This window comes from Streptomyces sp. NPDC041191 (assembly GCF_055591945.1).
Genome location: NZ_JBVIZC010000008.1, coordinates 173417 through 193532 on the forward strand (window position 1 = coordinate 173417; position 20116 = coordinate 193532).

The window sequence follows — 20116 nt, forward strand, 5'->3', positions numbered from 1 at the left end:
TTCGTGTCCTTGCGCATAGCATCCGGCCATGTCGAATGGTCAGTCGAAGCAGTCGAACGGTCAGTGGTACCCGCCGGAGTGGCCCGACCGCATCCGGGCCCTCGCCGCCGGTGAGCTGACCCCGGTGACGCCCCGGCGCGCCGCCACCGTCCTGCTCCTGCGGGACGCCCCCGCCGGACCCGACGTCCACATGCTGCGCCGCCGCACTTCGATGGCCTTCGCGGGGGGCGCGTACGCCTACCCCGGCGGCGGCGTCGACCCGCGCGACGAACAGCCGGTGCGGTGGGCCGGCCCGTCCCTGGAGTCCTGGGCGGCCCGGCTCGGCCTCGACGATCCCGCCCGGGCCCAGGCCGTGGTCTGCGCCGCCGTGCGCGAGACGTACGAGGAGGCGGGCGTCCTGCTCGCCGGGGAGACCGGGGACGGGATCGTCGGGGACACGACGGGCGAGGAGTGGGAGCGGGACCGGGAGGCACTGGTCGCCCGGGACCTGTCCTTCGCCGACTTCCTCGACCGGCGCGGACTCGTCCTGCGGTCGGACCTGCTCGGCGCGTGGGCCCGCTGGATCACGCCCGAGTTCGAGCAGCGCCGGTACGACACGTGGTTCTTCGTGGCCGCGCTCCCGGCCGGGCAGCGCACCCGGAACGCCTCCACCGAGGCGGACCGCACGGTCTGGATCCGCCCGGCGGAGGCCGCGGCCGGGTACGACCGGGGCGAGCTGACGATGATGCCGCCGACGATCTCGACCCTGCGCGCCCTGGAGCCGTACGCCACGGTGGCCGAGGCGCTCGCGGCGGCGGAGACGCGGGACCTGGCCCCCGTGCTCGCGCGGGCGCGTCTGGAGGACGGGGAGCTGGTCCTGAGCTGGCCGGGGCACGAGGAGTTCACCAGGACCGTCCCCACCGGGGGCGCGTGATGAGCGACGCCGCCGCCCTGCCCGGACAGCCGCGCGGACTCGTGGTCTCCGGACCCGCGACCGACCGCGCAGTGAACGTCCTGGCGCCGAATCCGTCCGCGATGACCCTCGACGGCACCAACACCTGGTTGCTCTCCGAGCCCGGCTCCGACCTGGCCGTCGTCGTCGACCCCGGTCCGCTGGACGAGGGGCACCTGCGCCGCGTGGTCGAGGCCGCCGGGGAGCTGGGCAAGCGCGTCGCGCTCACCCTGCTGACCCACGGCCACCCGGACCACGCGGAGGGTGCCGGCCGTTTCGCCGAACTGACCCGGACGCCCGTGCGGGCCCTCGACCCGGCTCTCCGGCTCGGGGACGAAGGACTCGGCGAGGGGGACGTGGTGACGGTCGGGGGACTGGAGGTGCGGGTCGTCCCGACGCCGGGTCACACCGCGGACTCCCTCTCCTTCCACCTCCCCGCCGACCGGGCGGTGCTCACGGGGGACACGATCCTGGGGCGCGGGACGACGATGGTCGCGCATCCGGACGGGCGGCTCGGCGACTACCTGGACTCGCTGCGGCGGCTGCGCTCGCTGACCGTGGACGACGGGGTGCACACGGTCCTGCCGGGCCACGGGCCGGTCCTGGAGGACGCGCAGGGGGCCGTGGAGTTCTACCTGGCGCACCGGGCGAGCCGGCTCGCCCAGGTCGAGACGGCCGCCGAGAACGGCCTCCGCACGGCGCCCGAGGTCGTCGCCCACGTGTACGCGGACGTGGACCGCTCCCTGTGGCCGGCGGCCGAACTGTCGGTACGGGCACAGCTGGAGTACTTGCGGGAGCGCGGGCTGATCTAGGAGGGCCGGGACGGGCCGGACCGGCGGCGTCACGATCCTGTCCCGAGGCGTCCCCGGCCCTTCAACGGGACCGACCCGTGTTCTACGTTGGCGTTCCGCTTGCTCATGGCCGTGGTTCCTGGGGGGAACGCCCGTGTTCGTCATCGCCGTCCTGCTGCTCGTCGCCGCAGTGGTGCTCTACTTCGTCGGCCGCTCCAACGAGTCGAAGGGCCTGAAGCTGGGCGCCCTCGGCGCCGTGGTCGCCGGCCTCTTCTCGCTGGTCGCGAGCATGACGTACGTGATCAGCGCGTACGAGGTCGGCGTGCCGGTCGCCTTCGGCAAGGTGGGCTCGCCCATGACGTCGGGCCTGCACCTGAAGTCGCCGTTCACCAGCGTCACCACCTTCTCCACCCGCCCCGTCGACCTCAACCTCTCCGACAAGGACGTGGTAGAGGTCCGCTCCTCCCAGGGCGGCGTCATGTACGCCGAGCTGACGGTGAAGTGGGCGGTCGTCCCGGCCAAGTCCGTCGAGCTCTACCGGCTCGCGGGCAGCGAGGACGCCATCCAGCAGCGGCTCGTCTTCCCGGACAGCCGCGAGATCGTCCGCAACGTCTTCGCCCGCTACACGAGCGAGCAGGGGTACGCCTCCGACCGCGAGAGGATCAACGCCGAGATAGGCACCCTGGTCAAGGAGCGGCTGGCGCCGCGCGGGATCGACGTGACCACGGTCAACCTGCGCAACGTGAAGCCCTCGGACGCCCTCCAGGGCCAGATCGACCGCAAGATCCAGCAGCAGCAGGCCACCGAGCGGGCCACCGAGGCATCCCGTACCGCCAAGGCCGAGGCCGACCGGCGCCGGATCGAGGCGGAGGGCATCGCCCGCGCCAACAAGATCCTCAACGACTCGCTGACGGACAAGGTCCTGATGAACCAGTGCATCGACGCCTTCAAGGAGGCCGCGGCGAAGAACCCGGTCTACACCGTGCCCTGCGCCAACGGCGGCTCGGCCCCGGTGATCGTGGACGGTACGAAGCGCTGACCCGTCCGTACGCACGCGCTCGCGCGGAAGGCCGCCCCCGATCGATCAGGGGGCGGCCTTCCGCGTGCGTACGGGGTGCTCGCGCGTGCTTACCGCGAGCGCTTCGCGAGGCGCTCCACGTCGAGGAGGATCACGGCGCGGGCCTCCAGGCGCAGCCAGCCGCGCTGGGCGAAGTCCGCGAGCGCCTTGTTGACCGTCTCGCGGGAGGCGCCGACCAGCTGGGCCAGCTCCTCCTGGGTGAGGTCGTGGACGACGTGGATGCCCTCCTCCGACTGCACGCCGAAGCGGCGCGACAGGTCGAGGAGCGCGCGGGCGACGCGGCCCGGCACGTCGGAGAAGACCAGGTCGGACATCTGGTCGTTGGTCTTGCGCAGCCGGCGGGCGACCGCGCGCAGCAGCGCGGTGGCCACCTCGGGGCGGGCGTTCAGCCAGGGCTGGAGGTCGCCGTGGCCCAGGCCGAGCAGCTTCACCTCGGTCAGCGCGGTCGCGGTGGCGGTGCGCGGGCCCGGATCGAAGAGGGAGAGCTCGCCGATGAGCTCGCCGGGGCCGAGAACGGCCAGCATGTTCTCGCGGCCGTCGGGGGAAGTGCGGTGCAGCTTCACCTTGCCCTCGGTGACCACGTACAGGCGGTCGCCGGGGTCGCCCTCGTGGAAGAGGGCGTCGCCACGGGCGAGCGTCGCCTCACTCATCGAGGCGCGCAGCTCGGCAGCCTGCTCGTCATCGAGCGCCGCGAAGAGCGGGGCGCGCCGCAGAACGTCGTCCACGAGTTCTCTCCATACTGTCGACCTGCTCATGGGACCCGCATCCCATAATGCCGGACGCACAAAACAGTGCGATCAATCACAACAAGTTTGACGCACCGCGCCACCCCTCCGTACGTCAGGGACCCGATCGGGGGCTGATCGGCCGTGCCCGGGGCAGATGGCGGTGGCGGCCCCTAGGCTGGCCGCGTGTCCAACTCGCCGGTGAGAGCGCAGGCCAAGGGGGCTGGAAGAGTGACGGGCGAAAGTAATTCCGCCGTGGGCGAACAGGGTGTGTCGAAGCGGGCGAAAGCTGCGAAACGGAAATCCGTCGCGCCGTCGGGCAGGAGGTCGGGCGAGTCGGCGACCGGGTCCTCCCCGGCCGAGCCCGCAGGTGCGTCATCGGTCAAACCGTCGCTCAAGCCCTCGGCCAAAACCTCGCCCAAGCCCGAGTCGCGGCTCGCGATGGTCCGCCGGGCACGCCGCATCAACCGCGAGCTGGCCGAGGTCTACCCGTACGCCCACCCCGAACTCGACTTCGGCAACCCCTTCGAGCTGCTCGTCGCCACGGTCCTCTCGGCCCAGACCACCGACCTGCGGGTCAACCAGACGACCCCCGCCCTCTTCGCGAAGTACCCCACGCCGGAGGACCTGGCCGCCGCCGTGCCGGAGGAGGTCGAGGAGCTGATCCGGCCGACCGGGTTCTTCCGTGCCAAGACCAAGTCGATCATGGGGCTCTCCGCCGCCCTCCGGGACCGCTTCGGAGGCGAGGTCCCCGGCCGCCTGGAGGACCTCGTCACCCTCCCCGGCGTCGGCCGCAAGACCGCCTTCGTCGTCCTCGGCAACGCCTTCGGGGTCCCCGGCATCACCGTCGACACCCACTTCATGCGCCTCGCCCGGCGCTGGCGGTGGACCGAGTCCGACGATCCCGTGAAGATCGAGGCCGAGGTCGCCACGATCTTCCCGAAGAGCGAGTGGACCATGCTCTCGCACCGGGTGATCTTCCACGGCCGCCGCATCTGCCACGCCCGCAAGCCCGCGTGCGGCGCCTGCCCGATCACCCACCTCTGCCCGTCGTACGGGGAGGGCGAGACCGATCCCGAGAAGGCGAGGAAACTGCTCAAGTACGAGAAGGGCGGCTTCCCGGGGCAGCGGCTCAACCCCCCGCCCGACTACCCGGGCCGCCCGGCACCGCCCCTGGGCGCGAGCGGCTGAGCCCCCGTCCGGGACGTCCGGCCCGGGACGGCCCCGTCGGGGAGGCCTCCCGCCCGTACCTGCCCGGATCCCGGGAACGACCCGTCCACCCACCGCGTTGTGAACCAATGGGGGTGCCTATGACGCGCACTGAAGAAGAGGCCCATGAGCGACGGGCCCGGGCTCACGGGCAGGGGGCCCGCGGCCCGGCGGTTCCGGGGGCCGCGGCCGACGGCCTGATCAGCCGGGCCGGTCTGCCGACCTGGCTCGCCCCCGTCGACCGGGCCGCGCGCACGGTCCGTCCCGAACAGCTGAGCCGTTTCCTGCCGCCCGCGAGCGGGGACGGCCGCCAGTCCGCGGTGCTTGTCCTCTTCGGCGAGGGCGCCCAAGGACCCGAACTGCTCCTCATGGAGCGTGCGGGCACCCTCCGTTCGCACGCGGGACAGCCCTCCTTCCCGGGGGGCGCCCTCGACCCCGAGGACGGCCCGCCGGCGGACGGCGGCCTGCTGCGCGCCGCCCTGCGCGAGGCCCGCGAGGAGACGGGGCTCGACCCCGACGGCGTCCAGCTCTTCGGCGTGCTGCCCCCGCTCTACATCCCGGTCAGCCACTTCGTCGTCACCCCCGTCCTCGGCTGGTGGCGGGAGCCGAGCCCGGTCGGGGTCGTGGACCCCGCCGAGACCGCCCGCGTCTTCACCGTGCCCGTGGCGGACCTCACGGACCCCCGGAACCGCGCGACCTCCGTCCACCCGAGCGGCCACCGGGGTCCCGCGTTCCTGGTCGGATCGACCCTGGTGTGGGGCTTCACGGCCGGGGTGATCGACCGGCTGCTCCACTTCGCCGGCTGGGAGCGGCCCTGGGACCGGTCCCGGCAGGTCCCGCTCGACCGGCGCTCATGACAGGCTGACCCCCGGCGGGGCCGGACCCCCGGGCGACCGGAAAGAATCTGCGAGGCTATTGACGGTGAACGTGCTGGACATCCTGTTGCTGCTCGCCGCCGTGTGGTTCGCGATCATCGGTTACCGCCAGGGTTTCGTGGTCGGCATCCTCTCGGTGATCGGATTCCTCGGCGGCGGTCTCGTCGCCGTCCTGCTGCTCCCGGTCCTCTGGAACGAGCTGACCGACAACAGCGAGGTCTCGACCACGGTGACGGTCGTCTTCGTGATGGTGGTCATCGTCTGCGCCTCGGTCGGCCAGGCGTTCACCACCCACCTCGGCAACAAGCTGCGCCGCCACATCACCTGGTCGCCCGCCCGCGCCCTCGACGCCACGGGCGGAGCCCTGGTCAACGTCGTCGCGATGCTGCTCGTGGCCTGGCTGATCGGTTCGCTCATCGCCAACACCTCCCTGCCCACCGTGGGCAGGGAGGTGCGCAGCTCCAGGGTTCTGCTCGGCATCGAGCGGGTGATGCCCGACCAGTCGTCCGGCTGGTTCGCCGACTTCCGCTCCACGCTGGCCCGCAGCGGCTTCCCGCCGGTCTTCAGCCCCTTCGTCAGCGAGCCGATCACTCCGGTCCTCCCGCCCGATCCGGCGCTCGTGGACAGCCCGGTCGCCGCGCGCGCCCAGCGCTCCATCGTGAAGGTCGTCGGCACCGCGCCGAGCTGCGGCAAGGTTCTCGAAGGAACCGGCTTCGTCTTCGCCGAGCGCCGCGTCATGACCAACGCGCACGTCGTGGGCGGCGTCGACGAACCGACCGTCCAGATCGGCGGGAAGGGCAAGCTCTACGACGCCAAGGTCGTCCTCTACGACTGGCAGCGCGACATCGCCGTCCTGGACGTTCCGGACCTCAAGGCCGCCCCGCTCGCCTTCGCCGGCGGGGACGCCCGCAGCGGTGACGGCGCGATCGTCGCCGGATTCCCGGAGAACGGATCGTACGACGTGCGCTCGGCGCGGGTGCGCGGCCGGATCAACGCGGACGGCCCGGACATCTACAGCCGGGGCACGGTGAACAGGGACGTGTACTCGCTGTACGCGACGGTTCGCCAGGGCAACTCCGGCGGGCCCCTCCTCACCGAGAACGGAGAGGTGTACGGCGTGATCTTCGCCCGCTCCCGCGACGACGCGAACACGGGCTACGCCCTGACGGCCGACGAGATCCGCGAGGACATCGAACAAGGACGGACCGCCGCCCAGCAGGTCGACACCCAGGGCTGCGCCCTCTGATTCCGCCCGCCGGCGGTCCCTCCGTCCACCGGCCTCCGCCGGAAGGGCCCGCCGGTCCGCGGCCCGGAAGCGCCCCTGCTCCGGACCGGAGACGTCGTACCGGATTCGGACGGGGTCAGTTGCGGGAGTGCCTCAGCCGGGCCGAGACCCAGCGGGCCCGGCGGCGCAGAATGCGCGAGATCCCCACCCCCTGCACGGCGTGCGCCCGGATCTCCTCCGGCGAACCGCCCCTTCCGAGGGGGTTCGGCCCGGCGGCCGAGCCGTGGTCGCGTGCTGTCGTGTCACCGTAGTCGTGCGTCCAGCCCATACCCGACGTGTGCCCGTGGCCCAAGGTCGGTAACCCCTCCGGGGCCCGCCAATTGGAGTATGCGCGGGGCACATGGCCGTCCGGTCCAACTCCCTCCGGGGCGAAGGGGCACGACGGGGCGTCAGCGGTCGGGCTCGGGGTCCTTCAGCCAGTTGACGAGCTCCGTGGTGAAGGCCATCGGGTCCTCCTCGTGGGGGAAGTGACCGAGGCCGTCGAAGAGCCGCCAGCGGTACGGCGCCTCCACGTACTCGCCCGAACCGGCCGCGCTGCGGGTCCGCATCACCGGGTCCAGGGAGCCGTGGAGGTGGAGCGTCGGCACCCGCACCGGTCGCTTCATGCGCCGGTTGAACTGGACGCCGTCCGGACGGGCGAGCGAGCGCACCATCCAGCGGTACGGCTCGATCGAGCAGTGCGCCGTCGACGGGACGAGCATCGCCCGCCGGTACGCCTCGATGTCCTCCTCGTCCACGTCCGGCCGCGGCCCCGACCAGTCCCGGATCAACTGCCCCACGAGCGCGGCGTCGTCCGCGACGAGCCGGCGTTCCGGCAGCCACGGTCGCTGGAAGCCCCAGACGTGCGAACCGGCGCGGGACTGGGCGAAGTCGGAGAGCATCGCGGAGCGCCAGCGGCGCGGGTGCGGCATCGAGGAGACCACGAGCCGGCGCACCAGCTTGGGGCGCATCACGGCCGCCGTCCAGGCGAGGTAGCCGCCCAGGTCGTGTCCGACGAGGGCGGCGTCCGGCTCGCCCAGGGAGCGGACGACCCCGGTGATGTCGAGCGCCAGGTTGGCGGGGTCGTAACCGCGCGGCGTGCGGTCGCTGCCGCCCACTCCGCGCAGGTCCATCGCCACGGCCCGGAATCCCGCCTCGGCGAGAGCGGGCAGCTGGTGGCGCCAGGTCCACCAGAACTGCGGGAAACCGTGCAGGAGCAGCACCAGCGGGCCGTCGCCCATCTCGGCGATGTGGAAGCGGGCGCCGTTGGCGGCCACGTCCCGGTGGGTCCACGGCCCGTCGAGCCGTACGGGCCCGCCGGCGGTGCTGCTCTCGGGAAGGGTCATACCGAGGAGCGTCCCACAACGGCGGCCTTGTCCAGGGCCTTGGGCCGCTCGGGGCGCGGGTGGGGCTTGACGTTCTGGACGATCGCGGCCGTCCGCTTGGCCGACGCGATGGACTTCTCCGGCGGCTTGACCTTCTTGAACTTGGAGTACGCGAGGGCGCCGAGCAGACCCGCGAGCAGTACGTTCGCGGCGAAGGAGAGCAGGAAGCACCAGACGAGGTTCCAGCCCCCGTTGCCGTTGTGGCCGCCGGTCCAGGTGTTGATGGCGTAGGCGAGGGCGAAGCTCAGCATCGGCAGCGAGAACAGCAGGACCACGGCGGCCGAGATGCCCGCCGCGCTGCCGATCGCTCCCCGCTTGACGTCCTGCCTCAGCTCGGCCTTGGCCAGGGCGATTTCATCGTGCACCAGTGCGGACATCTCGGCGGTCGCCGAGGCGACCAGCTGACCGAGGCTGGGCTCGGCCTTGTCGTACAGGTCGCTCATCGCTGCTCCCTCTGCTCGTCTACGGTCCGACTCAGATCATGCCGGACGGTCGGCTCCGTCGCTCGGTGCCCCCGCCAGTTGGGCGCGCTGACGGTGTTCGGCGGCCTTCCTCTCGTGGATCTCGGCCATCCGCAGGTGGTACTCCGGGCTGTTCTCCTCGTAGATGTCCGGGATGCCGTCCTGGTCGTCGTCGCGGTCCTCCTCGGCGCAGAGCGCGGCGTACTTCCGCACTCTCAGTTTCAGCAGGACGGTGGCGAGGAGCGCCGCGACGAGCGAGCCGATCAGGACGGACGCCTTCACCTCGTCGGTGAGGGCCGGGTCCCCGGTGAAGGCGAGTTCGCCGATGAGGAGCGAGACGGTGAAGCCGATCCCGGCGAGGGTGGCGAGCGCGAAGACGTCGGGCCAGTTCAGTTCGGGGTTGAGTTCGGCGCGGGTGAAGCGGGCGGCGAGCCAGGTCCCGCCGAAGATGCCGACCGCCTTGCCGACGACGAGACCGAGGACGACGCCGAGGGTGACCGGCTGGGTGAAGACGTCCCCGAGCGCCTTGCCGGAGATCTCGACCCCGGCGGAGAAGAGCGCGAACAGCGGTACGGCGAGACCGGCCGAGAGCGGGCGGACCAGGTGCTCGATGCGCTCGCCGGGGGAGTGCTCCTCGCCCTCCCGGGTGGTGCAGCGCAGCATCAGGCCCATGGCCACGCCCGCGATGGTGGCGTGGACGCCGCTGTTGTACATCAGGCCCCAGATGACCAGGGCGAGCGGCACGTACACGTACCAGCCGCGGACGTCCTTGCGGAGCAGCAGCCAGAAGACGACGAGGCCGGCGAGGGCACCGCCGAGCGCGGCGAAGTTCAGGTCGCCGGTGAAGAAGACCGCGATGATCAGGATCGCGAAGAGGTCGTCGACGACGGCGAGGGTGAGGAGGAAGGCGCGGAGCGCGGACGGCAGCGAGGTGCCGATGACGGCGAGGACGGCGAGGGCGAAGGCGATGTCGGTCGCGGTGGGGACGGCCCAGCCGTCGAGCGAGCCGTCGCCGAGGACGTTGACCAGGGTGTAGACGAGGGCGGGCGCGGCCATGCCGCAGAGGGCGGCGATGACAGGGAGCGCGGCGGCCCGGGGGTCGCGCAGCTCGCCCGCGACGAGTTCGCGCTTGAGTTCGACGCCGGCGACGAAGAAGAAGACGGCGAGAAGGCCGTCGGCGGCCCAGTGCTGGACCGACAGGTCGAGGCCGAGGGCGGCGGGACCGAAATGGAATTCGCGTACGGACGCGTAGCTGTCGCTCAGCGGTGTGTTCGCCCAGATCAGGGCGGCGACGGCGGCGAGGAGGAGCAGCACGCCGCCGACGGTCTCGGTGCGCAGGGCGTCGGTGAGGTGGCGGCGCTCCGGCAGGGGGAGGACCCCGAGGAGCTTGCGGTCGGTGGGCGCGGACATGTGGGGACCTCCGTCGGGCGGGCAGGGCGAAGCACATGCCGACCAGACTTCCCGGCGCACCTGGGTCTTTCCGTCGCGTCTCGGACGCGATGCACACCCTACCCAAGGAGGCGGCGGGTATCCGGCGTAGAAGCAGCCTATGCAATTCATCCTGCTTCATCCGCTTTTCAGCCACCGGAGGAGGGGGTGGACGCACGGGAACGCCCGCCCCGGTCCGGGGCGGGCGTTCCCGCACGGAGTTCCGCCGGGCCTCAGTCCTCGCTGGAGGCGGCCGGCAGCTGGGTCTGGATGAGGGACATGACCGAGGAGTCGGTCAGCGTGGTGACGTCGCCCAGCTCCCGGTTCTCCGCCACGTCGCGCAGCAGACGGCGCATGATCTTGCCCGAGCGGGTCTTCGGGAGTTCCGCCACCGGCAGGATGCGCTTCGGCTTGGCGATCGGGCCGAGGGTCGCGCCGACGTGGTCGCGCAGTTCGCCCACGAGGCTGTCGGCCTGGTTCGCCGTACCGCGCAGGATCACGAAGGCGACGATCGCCTGGCCGGTCGTCTCGTCGGCGGCGCCGACGACGGCCGCCTCGGCCACCGCCGGGTGGGAGACGAGCGCCGACTCGACCTCGGTGGTGGAGATGTTGTGGCCCGAGACGAGCATGACGTCGTCGACCCGGCCGAGCAGCCAGATGTCGCCGTCCTCGTCCTTCTTGGCGCCGTCGCCCGCGAAGTACTTGCCCTCGAAACGGGACCAGTACGTGTCCACGTAGCGCTGGTCGTCGCCCCAGATGGTGCGGAGCATCGACGGCCACGGCTCGGTGAGGACCAGGTAACCACCACCGCCGTTCGGCACCTCGTTGGCCTCGTCGTCCACGACGGTGGCGGAGATGCCCGGCAGCGGGCGCTGGGCGGAACCCGGCTTGGCCTCGGTGACGCCCGGCAGCGGCGAGATCATCATCGCGCCGGTCTCGGTCTGCCACCAGGTGTCCACGACCGGAGTTTTCCCCGCGCCGATGTGCTCGCGGTACCAGACCCACGCCTCGGGGTTGATCGGCTCGCCGACCGAGCCGAGCACGCGGAGGCTGGACAGGTCGAACTTTGCGGGGATGCCGTCGCCCCACTTCATGAACGTGCGGATCGCGGTGGGCGCCGTGTAGAGGATGGTGACGCCGTACTTCTGCACGATCTCCCAGAACCGGCCCTGGTGCGGGGTGTCCGGAGTGCCCTCGTACATGACCTGCGTCGCGCCGTTGGCCAGCGGGCCGTAGACGATGTACGAGTGGCCGGTGACCCAGCCGATGTCGGCGGTGCACCAGTAGACGTCGGTCTCCGGCTTGAGGTCGAAGACGGCGTGGTGGGTGTAGGCGGCCTGGGTGAGGTAGCCGCCTGAGGTGTGCAGGATGCCCTTCGGCTTCCCCGTGGTGCCCGAGGTGTAGAGGATGAAGAGCGGGTGCTCCGCCGGGAACGCCTCCGGGGTGTGCTCGGCGGACTGGCGGGCGACGATGTCGTCCCACCAGACGTCGCGGCCCTCGGTGAAGGCGGTGTCCTGGCCCGTGCGACGGACCACGAGGACGTGCTCGACCTGCGGGCACTTGGCGACGGCCTCGTCGATGGCCGGCTTGAGGGCGCTCGGCTTGCCGCGCCGGTAGCCGCCGTCGGCGGTGACGACCAGCTTGGCGTCGGCGTCCTGGATGCGGGAGGCCACCGCGTCGGACGAGAAGCCGCCGAAGACCACCGAGTGGGCGGCGCCGACACGGGCGCAGGCCAGCATCGTGATGGCCGCCTCGGGGATCATCGGCAGGTAGACGGCGACCCGGTCGCCCTTGCGGACGCCCAGCTCGATCAGGGCGTTGGCGGCCCTGGAGACCTCGTCCTTGAGTTCGGCGTAGGTGATCGCGCGGCTGTCGCCCGGCTCGCCCTCGAAGTGGATGGCGACCCGGTCGCCGTGACCGGCCTCGACGTGCCGGTCGACGCAGTTGTACGCCACGTTCAGCTCGCCGTCCGCGAACCACTTGGCGAACGGCGGGTTCGACCAGTCGAGGGTCTCGGTCGGCGCGGTGGCCCAGGTCAGGCGCTTGGCCTGCTCGGCCCAGAAGCCCAGCCTGTCCGCCTTGGCCTGCTCGTACGCCTCCGCCGTCACATTGGCGTTCCCCGCCAGCTCGGCGGGCGGCGCGAAGCGGCGCTCCTCGCGAAGCAGATTGGCCAGGCTTTCGTTGCTCACGACATCTCCCTTTCCCAGGGCGTCCTCATGTGCGTATGTGTCCCGCGTCATAGCTCATCAGTCAGATGCCCGGGTGACAAGAGCAACCAGGAAATTGGTTTAGACCTATGAGTGCCTGGCGTGGGTGGCCCCTTCCGCCCGAGCGGGAGGGGAGAAGGGGCCATACGGTTCCACGAACGGACGGAGCCGATGGTTCAGGGCGCGGGCGCCCCGGGGCGCGTGCCCGGGAGGGGGCGCCCGCTCAGGAGGCGCGCGCCGTCTCCAGCCGGGCCACCGGGTCGGCCGGGGGGTCGACCAGGGGGCCGGCCGGGGGGCGGGCAGCCGGCCCGGCCTCCGGTGCGGCCGGGAGCGCGGTCGGCATGACGCGCGTGAAGACGTCGTCGTAGGCGTCGTGGCCGTGCGGCCCGTCCGCGCCGTCGAGCAGATACGCCTGCGCCTCGCCCACATGGAAGTACATTCCGTGCAGCGTGAGACTGCCGTCGGCGAGCCGGCGCGCCACCGACTCGTACGCCCGCAGGTGCTCCAGCTGCTGCACCACGTTGGTCAGACAGAGCTGCTCGGCCGCGTCGGCCGGGAGGCGTCCCGCGATCCGGGCCCAGACGTGGCGTCTGCTCGCCATCCGTTCCAGGCTGGGTCTGCCGTGCCGGAGCCAGCGGCGGAGCGGGGACGGAGGGTCGTCCGGACCGCCGTTCAGGAGGGCCTGCATCGCGCCGCACCCCGAGTGGCCGCAGACGGTGATCGACTCGACCCGCAGCACGTCCACCGCGTACTCGATGGCCGCCGCCACGGAGTCGTCCCCGCTCTCCTCGCCGGGGAGCGGGACGAGGTTGCCGACGTTGCGCACCGTGAAGAGGTCGCCGGGGCCGCTCGCCGTGATCATGCTGGTGACCAGGCGGGAGTCGGCGCAGGTCAGGAAGAGCTGCGAGGGGCGCTGGCCCTCCCGGGCGAGCCGGGCGAGCTCGTCCCGTACGAGCGGGGCGGTGTTCCGCTGGAAGTTGCCGATGCCGCTCGCCAGCTTCAGACCCGGCGCGGCCCGGGACGCGGACCGCTCGCCACCGGAGCCGGCCCCCTCGTCCTCCTCCCCCGGTCGTTGCCCGCACTGGTGGTTGTGCCACGGGTTCCAGGGGCGGCAGCAGGGGTGCGGGGTGGTTCCGGGAGAGGGAGCGGCGATCCGGGTGCCGGAGGGGCCGGTCGTCTCGACCGTGCCCCCGTGGGCGAGGTGCCCGGACGTCCAGTCGCTCAGCGCCTCGTAGGCCGCGTGGTCCATGAAGGAACCGTCCAGTTCGACCACCACGTCGGAGCCCTGCGGCAGTTGGTGCAGCGCCCGGCTCAGCCGGGGTACGGCGAGGAAGGTCAGCTGGCCCCGGACGCGCAGCAGTTGACGCCCGTCCCGTTCCTCACGGGTGATCCGGGTGCGGGAGAGGCGGTGGAGGGCGACCGCGACCGCCGCGGCGATGCCGAGGGCGACGCCTTCCAGGATGCCGACGAGGACGACTCCGGAGAGCGTCACCGCGTAGACGACGGCCTCGCGATGGCGGGTGACGGTGCGAATGTGGGTGATGCTGACCATCTGGATGCCGACGACCATGACGAGTGCGGCGAGTGCGGGCAGCGGGATCAGGTCGAGCACGGGCACGAGCAGCAGGGCCGCGAGCACGATCCACAGGCCGTGCAGCATGGTGGAGGCGCGGCTCACCGCGCCCGCCGAGACGTTGGCGACGCTGCGGACCGCGACTCCGGCCACCGGCAGTCCGCCGAGCGCGCCGGAGACCACGTTGGCCGCGCCCTGGCCCGCGAGTTCCCGGTCGAGAGCGGTGCGGGGGATGCCCAGGCCGTGGTCGGGGCGGGCGGCGACGAGCTTGTCGACCGCGACGGCGGAGAGCAACGACTGCACGCTGGTGACCAGGGTGATCGTGAGGACGCCGGCGGCGATGCCGAGGACCGGTCCCTCGGGCGTTCCGGGCAGGGCGTGGCTGCTCCAGGACGGCAGGTCGACGCGGGGCACGGCGAGTCCGGCGAGCGTCGCCACGGCCGTCGCACCCGCCACCGCGACGAGTGCGGCCGGGGCCTTCCGTGCGTATCTCCCCGTCCGGCCCGGCAGTCGGGGCCAGCACAGGAGTACGGCCACGGTGAACGCGCTGACGGTGAGGGCGGCGGGCTGGACGCGCGCCAACTGGGCGGGCAGTCCGAGGACGTTGTCCACGGCGGAACTCTGGGGGGTGCCGCCGAGCACGATGTGCAGCTGGGCCAGGGCGATGGTGACGCCGATGCCGCCCAGCATGCCGTGCACGATCGCGGGTGAGACGGCGAGCGCCGAACGGGCCACGCGCAGTGCGGAGAGGCCGAGTTGGGCGAGGCCGGCGAGAACGGTGATGACGCAGGTGGTGCGCCAGCCGTAGAGCTGGATGAGTTCGGCGGTCACGACGGTGAGTCCGGCGGCGGGGCCGCTCACCTGGAGCGGGGAGCCGCCGAAGCGGCCGGCGACGAGGCCGCCGACGGCGGCGGCGACCAGACCGGCCTGGAGCGGGGCTCCGGTGGCGAGTGCGATGCCGAGCGAGAGCGGCAGCGCGATCAGGAAGACGGCGACGGACGCGGACAGGTCGGCGCCGGCGACACGGAAGCGGCGCGGCCCGCCCGGGGGGCTGTGGGGCCGCTGGACGCGGGGCCTGGTGGTCGTGCGGTCAGGGGGGCAGAGAGTCATGTTCCCGTCTCCTCCGGGGCAGCGCGGTCGCGGCTCGTGCGGGACGAGCGCGGGGGGCTCGCGGCCGTGGGATCACGGCGTACAGCGGCGGGATTCCCGGCGGGATCTCTCGAATGGAAGATCAACGCTCGGTAAATGAATCGTAATGGAGAGTAAAGATGCGGGGGCGACTTTACGGGCAAATAGGGCAATGGTTCACCCGATCCGGTGGTAGGAGGCCGTTCTTCAGCTTGTCGTTTCATCTCTCCGACGGTCGCGGTGCGACGTTGACGCCGCTCGCACGGAATCGAGGAGAGGTGGGCGGATGACAGCCGCCGGGAGAAGGACCACTGCTCAGAAGAGGACGCTCGCCGCCGGCGCCCTCACCGTCACCCTGATCACCGGTCTCGCCGGGTGCTCGGGCTCCGACGACACCGCGGGGGGCACGCCCGCCGGTGGCGCGGGCGCCAAGAAGGGCCAGGCCGCGGCCCCGCGAACGGCGCCCCGTCTGATCGGCGACGGATCGACCGCCTTCACCGGCGCCCAGCCCCGCCAGCCGGTGTGGCAACGCCTCAAGCCGGGGGAGACGCCACCGCAGTTCGTGGTCTTCTCGTGGGACGGCGCGGGCGAGGACAGCCAGAAACTGTTCTCCCACTTCCGCGAGGTGGGCAAGAAGTACAACGCCACCATGACCTACTTCCTCAGCGGCGTGTACCTGCTGCCCGAGGAGAAGCGGAACCTCTACGACCCGCCCCAGCACAGCGCGGGCCGCTCGGACATCGGATTCAACGATGTCGAGGGCATCCGCGCCACCGTCCACGAGCTCCGCGGGGCGTGGCAGGACGGCAACGAGATCGGCACCCACTTCAACGGACACTTCTGCGGCGCCGACGGTGGTGTGGGCACGTGGTCCGTCGAGGAGTGGAAGAGCGAGATCAACCAGGCCAAGTCCTTCGTCAAGACCTGGAAGACGAACGCGGGCCTGCGCACCGAGCCGCCGCTGCCCTTCGACTACGACAAGGAACTCGTCGGCGCCCGCACCCCCTGTCTGGAGGGACGGAAGAACTTTGTCCGGGCGGCGGCGCAGATGGGCTTCCGCTACGACACCAGCGGCGTCAACGACCAGATCTGGCCCAAGAAGGACATGGGTCTCTGGGACCTGTCGCTGCAGCTCGTGCCCGTCCCGGGCCGCGCCTTCCAGACGCTGTCCATGGACTACAACTTCCTGGTCAACCAGTCGCCCGGCACCACCCAGGGCGACCCCTCCCAGCACCGGTACTGGGGGGACCAGATGCGGGACGGCCTGGTCCAGGCGTTCGAGCGCTCCTACCGGGGCAACCGCGCACCGCTGATCATCGGCAACCACTTCGAGTCCTGGAACGGCGGCACGTACATGCGGGCCGTCGAGGAGACGATCGCCAAGGTCTGCGGGCAGAAGGACGTCAAGTGCGTCTCCTTCCGCCAGCTCGCCGACTGGCTCGACGCCCAGGACCCCGACGTCATCGCCAAGATGAGGACCCTCAAGGTCGGCGAGGCCCCGGCGGCCGGCTGGAAGAACTTCCTCGCCCCCCAGCCGGCGAAGCCCGTGTCACCCGCGTCGCCCGCGGTCCCGGCGGGTGCTCCGGCGGGCACGGCCCCCCGGTCGGAGGGCTGACCGGCGCCGCACCCCCGGGCGCAAACCGTCAGCCGGACTGCGGGACGGCCACCGGCTCGCCGAGCACGAAACCGGGGTCGACCTGCGCTGCCAGGTCGGCCCCGGTCCTGGCGTTGCCCCAGCTCTCCGCGTTGCGCAGGTGGAAATGGACCATCTGGCGCGTGTAGCGCTCCCAGTCGCGGTGGGCGTACGAGTCGTCCGCCGCGTCCTGGAGGGCCTGGAGGGCCATGCGGTTCTCCGCCTCCAGGAGTTCGAAGCGGGGCGGGCGGCCCTTCTCCATCGCGCGGACCCAGTCCGAGTGGCCCACGGTCACGAGCAGGTCCTCGCCGACCTCCTCGCGCAGGAAGTCCAGGTCGTCCTGGCCCTGCACCTTGTTGCCGACGACCCTGAGCGCGACGCCGAAGTCCCGCGCGTACTCCTTGTACTGGCGGTAGACCGAGACCCCCTTGCGGGTGGGTTCGGCGACCAGGAAGGTCATGTCGAAGCGGGTGAAGAGACCGGACGCGAAGGAGTCCGAGCCCGCCGTCATGTCGACGACCACGTACTCGTCGACGCCGTCGACCAGGTGGTTGAGGCAGAGTTCCACCGCTCCCACCTTCGAGTGGTAGCAGGCGACCCCGAGGTCCGACTCCGTGAAGGGGCCGGTGGCCATCAGCCGGATCTCGCCGTCGTCGAGCGGGACCGGACGCGCGCACGCCTCGTAGACCGGGTTGTCCTCGCGGACCCGCAGCAGCCGGGATCCCTCCCCGGGGGGTGTCGTCTTGATCATCGTGTCGGCGGAGGCGATCCGCGGGTTCGTGCCCCGGAGGTACTCCTTGATGAGGGGCAGGTGCGCGCCCATCGCGGGCAGTGCGGCGGCTTCCGCCTCGGAGAGGCCGAGGGCGGCCCCCAGGTGCTGGTTGATGTCGGCGTCCACGGCGACGACGGGGGCTTCGTTGGCGGCGAGGTGGCGGATGAAGAGCGAGGACAGCGTGGTCTTGCCGCTGCCGCCCTTCCCCACGAAAGCGATCTTCATGTTCACCTAGGGTAGCGGCATGGTCGCACCTCGTGGTCGGTATGCGTGAAGAAGACCACTCCATCGTGGGGCGGGGCCCCGGGGCGCGTAGCCTCCCTCCTTATGAGTACGCACGCCTCTGACCCCTTGGCCGCCCTCGGTTCCCTGCCGGGCGTCGCCGAAGCGGTGGACTCGGTACGCAAGGCCGTCGACCGGGTCTACGGCCACCGCGTGATGCGCCGCCGCAGCAACGAGATCTCCTCCGAGGCGGCGCTGCGCGGGGCGCGTGGTTCGGCGGCCCTGTCCGGTGCCGACTGGGCACTGGAGGAGGTCCGGCGGCGCACGGACTTCAGTGGTGATCCCGAGGCCCGCACGGTCGGCGCCGCCCTGCGCCTGGGAGCCGAGGCCGGGCAGCTCCTCTCCATCTGGCGCCAGTCGCCCCTGCGGGTGCTCGCCCGGCTCCACCTGGTCGCCGCCGGAGATCCGGGCGACTCGGTGGGCCGGCCCCGGCTGGACGGCGAGACGGTCGACGAACCGCTGCTCGAAGGCCCCGTTCCGACGCCCGCGGAGGTGGCCGGGCGGCTCGACGGCCTCGCGGAGCTGATCGTCGCGGGCGGCGAGGCCCCGGCGCTCGTGACGGCCGCCGTGGTGCACGGCGAACTGCTCGCGCTGCGCCCCTTCACCTCGTACAACGGCCTGGTCGCCCGGGCCGCGGAGCGGATCGTGCTGGTCGGCAGCGGTCTCGACCCCAAGGCGATCTGCCCGGCCGAGGTCGGTCACGCGGAGCAGGGGCGGGCGGCGTACCTCGCCGCGTTCGAGGGGTACCTGTCGGGGACCCCGGACGGCGTGGGTGGCTGGATCGCGCACTGCGGGCGCTCGGTCGGGCTGGGGGTCCGGGAGTCGACCGCCGTCTGCGAGGCGCTCCAGCGCGGCGCGGCCTGAGGAACCCTCACGGACCTCCCGGTCCGGGGCCCCGGGGCCGTCCCCGGAAAGGGGTGCGGCGGTACCTCTTCAGGTACCGCCGCCGGCACGTCCGTCCGGTTACCAAGCGTCCTCGATGGATGCCCATCAGGCCGGGTGCTTTGCCCGTGGCCTGGTGCGGCTGGCCCGTAATCGACGGGTCGACGTCGCGTGGGTGCCGGATTTCCGTGCTAGGTCCGTGGGGCCTTCTTGCTCAACAGGAGATCCTCTCGGATGCCTCAGGTCTCGCGGGCCTGATTCCTTTTTACTCCTCCCGAGGTAGAAGCGAAAGTGCTGGTTCCGCTTCTCTTCCTCAGGGTCGGATCCGGGCGGAGGCGGCGGCTCGATGGGCGGCGGGGACGGCCCGTCGGCGCCGGGCGGCGTACCAGACGATCCCGGCCCCGACCGCCGCCGCCCCCACGGCCGCCGCGGCGACCAGGGCGGGCCGGGGCGGCATCCGGAACGCGGGAAGCCGCTGCTTGAGCCGGACCGGCTTGTCGAAGACAAGGATCGGCCACTCCCGGGCGGCGGCCTCGCGACGCAGGGTCCGGTCGGGATTGACCGCGTGCGGGTGGCCCACGGCCTCCAGCATGGGAATGTCGGTCGCCGAGTCGCTGTAGGCGTAGCAGTGCGACAGGTCGTAGCCCTCCGACTCCGCCAGTCCCCGGACCGCCTCGGCCTTCGTCGGCCCGTAGGCGTAGTACTCCACCTCTCCCGTGAAGCACCCGTCCTCGCCGACCACCATCCGGGTGGCGACGACCCGGTCGGCGCCGAGCATCTCGCCGATGGGCTCGACCACCTCGGCGCCGGAGGTCGAGACGATGACCACGTCCCGGCCGGCGGCGTGATGGGCCTCGATGAGGGAGGCCGCCTCGTCGTAGATGATCGGATCGATCAGTGCGTGAAGGGTCTCGGCGACGAGTTCCTTCACCTGGGCGACGTTCCAGCCTTTGCAGAGCGCGGAAAGATATTCGCGCATCCGCTCCATCTGGTCGTGATCGGCCCCGCCCACCAGGAAGACGAACTGGATGTAGGCCGTCCGCAGGGCGGCGCGGCGGCTGATCAGCCCGCCCCGGTAGAAGGACTTGCTGAAGGTCAGCGTCGAGGACTTCGCAATGACCGTCTTGTCCAGGTCGAAGAAGGCGGCCGTGCGTGGCAAGGAGTGGTTTTCCACGACCCCGAGCATAGGTGCCCGCCATTCGGCGTACGCTGGAGCGCGTGGGTTTGCCTGAGAAGCCTCTCGGGTACACCATGGAAGTCACGGATCGTTCGCGACCGTGCTACCCCGGTCCGACTCCTCCCCCCCCGAGTCGGCCGGAGAAGACGACCCCCGCTCTCCCCCCCGGCGGGGGTCGTCGCATGTCCGGAGCCGTTTTCGGTCGGTACGGCATCGCCTTCTCCCTTCTTTCCACCTCCTGGCCGTGGATCGGCCCGCAGGGCGACATGACTCTGATTTCTCACTCAGAGTAACTGCTGCGCTGCGTTCCGGACA

The 20116-nt window shown here is 71.7% G+C and carries 17 protein-coding genes; 8 read left to right on the plus strand and 9 right to left on the minus strand.

Annotation, left to right across the window (positions count from 1 at the left end; genetic code table 11):
• Nucleotides 1–28: 28 nt before the first annotated feature.
• From ACZ6AQ_RS17675 to ACZ6AQ_RS17685, 3 genes are all read left to right on the plus strand, one after another.
• Nucleotides 29–913, plus strand: a complete 885-nt coding sequence (locus ACZ6AQ_RS17675) for an NUDIX hydrolase (RefSeq protein WP_468760589.1) — start codon at nucleotides 29–31, stop codon at nucleotides 911–913.
• A complete protein-coding gene (locus tag ACZ6AQ_RS17680) occupies nucleotides 913–1743 on the plus strand; it encodes an MBL fold metallo-hydrolase (RefSeq protein WP_388691131.1) in 831 nt (276 codons plus the stop codon). The genes ACZ6AQ_RS17675 and ACZ6AQ_RS17680 overlap by 1 nt, the downstream gene beginning before the upstream one ends.
• Nucleotides 1744–1876: 133 nt before the next feature.
• The gene (locus ACZ6AQ_RS17685) at nucleotides 1877–2761 is read left to right on the plus strand and encodes a prohibitin family protein (protein ID WP_468760590.1); all 885 of its coding nucleotides are present in this window, start codon (nucleotides 1877–1879) and stop codon (nucleotides 2759–2761) included.
• Nucleotides 2762–2850: 89 nt separating this feature from the next.
• Here the strand turns inward: ACZ6AQ_RS17685 and ACZ6AQ_RS17690 are convergent, their stop codons facing one another.
• Nucleotides 2851–3525: a Crp/Fnr family transcriptional regulator gene (locus tag ACZ6AQ_RS17690; protein ID WP_015034542.1), complete on the minus strand. Its 675-nt coding sequence runs from the start codon at nucleotides 3523–3525 to the stop codon at nucleotides 2851–2853.
• A gap of 231 nt (nucleotides 3526–3756) precedes the next feature.
• Between ACZ6AQ_RS17690 and nth the strand changes: the two genes are divergently transcribed.
• The 3 genes from nth to ACZ6AQ_RS17705 all read left to right on the plus strand — a co-directional run bounded on the left by nth (nucleotide 3757) and on the right by ACZ6AQ_RS17705 (nucleotide 6855).
• Nucleotides 3757–4716, plus strand: a complete 960-nt coding sequence (gene nth / locus ACZ6AQ_RS17695) for an endonuclease III (RefSeq protein WP_468760591.1) — start codon at nucleotides 3757–3759, stop codon at nucleotides 4714–4716.
• A 119-nt stretch (nucleotides 4717–4835) separates the two neighbouring features.
• Nucleotides 4836–5591 carry an NUDIX hydrolase gene (locus ACZ6AQ_RS17700; RefSeq protein WP_468760592.1) on the plus strand — a complete coding sequence of 252 codons (756 nt, stop codon included), beginning with the start codon at nucleotides 4836–4838 and terminating at the stop codon, nucleotides 5589–5591.
• A 64-nt stretch (nucleotides 5592–5655) separates the two neighbouring features.
• Entirely contained in the window at nucleotides 5656–6855 is a 1200-nt protein-coding gene (locus ACZ6AQ_RS17705) for a MarP family serine protease (RefSeq protein ID WP_468760593.1), read from the plus strand.
• 115 nt (nucleotides 6856–6970) lie between these two features.
• Here ACZ6AQ_RS17705 and ACZ6AQ_RS17710 read toward each other — a convergent pair whose 3' ends face one another.
• The 6 genes from ACZ6AQ_RS17710 to ACZ6AQ_RS17735 all read right to left on the minus strand — a co-directional run bounded on the left by ACZ6AQ_RS17710 (nucleotide 6971) and on the right by ACZ6AQ_RS17735 (nucleotide 15037).
• A complete protein-coding gene (locus ACZ6AQ_RS17710) occupies nucleotides 6971–7162 on the minus strand; it encodes a hypothetical protein (protein WP_468760594.1) in 192 nt (63 codons plus the stop codon).
• A gap of 121 nt (nucleotides 7163–7283) precedes the next feature.
• Nucleotides 7284–8219, minus strand: coding sequence for an alpha/beta fold hydrolase (locus ACZ6AQ_RS17715; protein ID WP_468760595.1), 936 nt, complete (start codon nucleotides 8217–8219; stop codon nucleotides 7284–7286).
• The gene (locus ACZ6AQ_RS17720) at nucleotides 8216–8701 is read right to left on the minus strand and encodes a phage holin family protein (RefSeq protein WP_388691114.1); all 486 of its coding nucleotides are present in this window, start codon (nucleotides 8699–8701) and stop codon (nucleotides 8216–8218) included. The genes ACZ6AQ_RS17715 and ACZ6AQ_RS17720 overlap by 4 nt, the downstream gene beginning before the upstream one ends.
• A 36-nt stretch (nucleotides 8702–8737) precedes the next feature.
• Complete coding sequence (gene nhaA / locus ACZ6AQ_RS17725) at nucleotides 8738–10129, minus strand: Na+/H+ antiporter NhaA (RefSeq protein ID WP_468760596.1); 1392 nt, start codon at nucleotides 10127–10129, stop codon at nucleotides 8738–8740.
• A gap of 251 nt (nucleotides 10130–10380) precedes the next feature.
• Nucleotides 10381–12387, minus strand: a complete 2007-nt coding sequence (gene acs, locus ACZ6AQ_RS17730) for an acetate--CoA ligase (RefSeq protein ID WP_468760597.1) — start codon at nucleotides 12385–12387, stop codon at nucleotides 10381–10383.
• 190 nt (nucleotides 12388–12577) lie between these two features.
• The gene (locus tag ACZ6AQ_RS17735; RefSeq protein ID WP_468760598.1) at nucleotides 12578–15037 is read right to left on the minus strand and encodes a SulP family inorganic anion transporter; all 2460 of its coding nucleotides are present in this window, start codon (nucleotides 15035–15037) and stop codon (nucleotides 12578–12580) included.
• A gap of 304 nt (nucleotides 15038–15341) precedes the next feature.
• Between ACZ6AQ_RS17735 and ACZ6AQ_RS17740 the strand changes: the two genes are divergently transcribed.
• Complete coding sequence (locus ACZ6AQ_RS17740; RefSeq protein WP_468760599.1) at nucleotides 15342–16670, plus strand: polysaccharide deacetylase family protein; 1329 nt, start codon at nucleotides 15342–15344, stop codon at nucleotides 16668–16670.
• 28 nt (nucleotides 16671–16698) lie between these two features.
• On the opposite strand, the gene ACZ6AQ_RS17745 is transcribed toward ACZ6AQ_RS17740, so the two are convergent.
• Nucleotides 16699–17685: an ATP-binding protein gene (locus ACZ6AQ_RS17745; RefSeq protein ID WP_468760600.1), complete on the minus strand. Its 987-nt coding sequence runs from the start codon at nucleotides 17683–17685 to the stop codon at nucleotides 16699–16701.
• Between the two features lie 102 nt (nucleotides 17686–17787).
• Here ACZ6AQ_RS17745 and ACZ6AQ_RS17750 point away from each other — a divergent pair, with 102 nt between their 5' ends.
• The gene (locus ACZ6AQ_RS17750) at nucleotides 17788–18606 is read left to right on the plus strand and encodes a Fic family protein (RefSeq protein ID WP_468760601.1); all 819 of its coding nucleotides are present in this window, start codon (nucleotides 17788–17790) and stop codon (nucleotides 18604–18606) included.
• A 331-nt stretch (nucleotides 18607–18937) separates the two neighbouring features.
• Here the strand turns inward: ACZ6AQ_RS17750 and ACZ6AQ_RS17755 are convergent, their stop codons facing one another.
• Nucleotides 18938–19810: an HAD family hydrolase gene (locus ACZ6AQ_RS17755; protein WP_468760602.1), complete on the minus strand. Its 873-nt coding sequence runs from the start codon at nucleotides 19808–19810 to the stop codon at nucleotides 18938–18940.
• Between the last annotated feature and the right edge of the window lie 306 nt (nucleotides 19811–20116).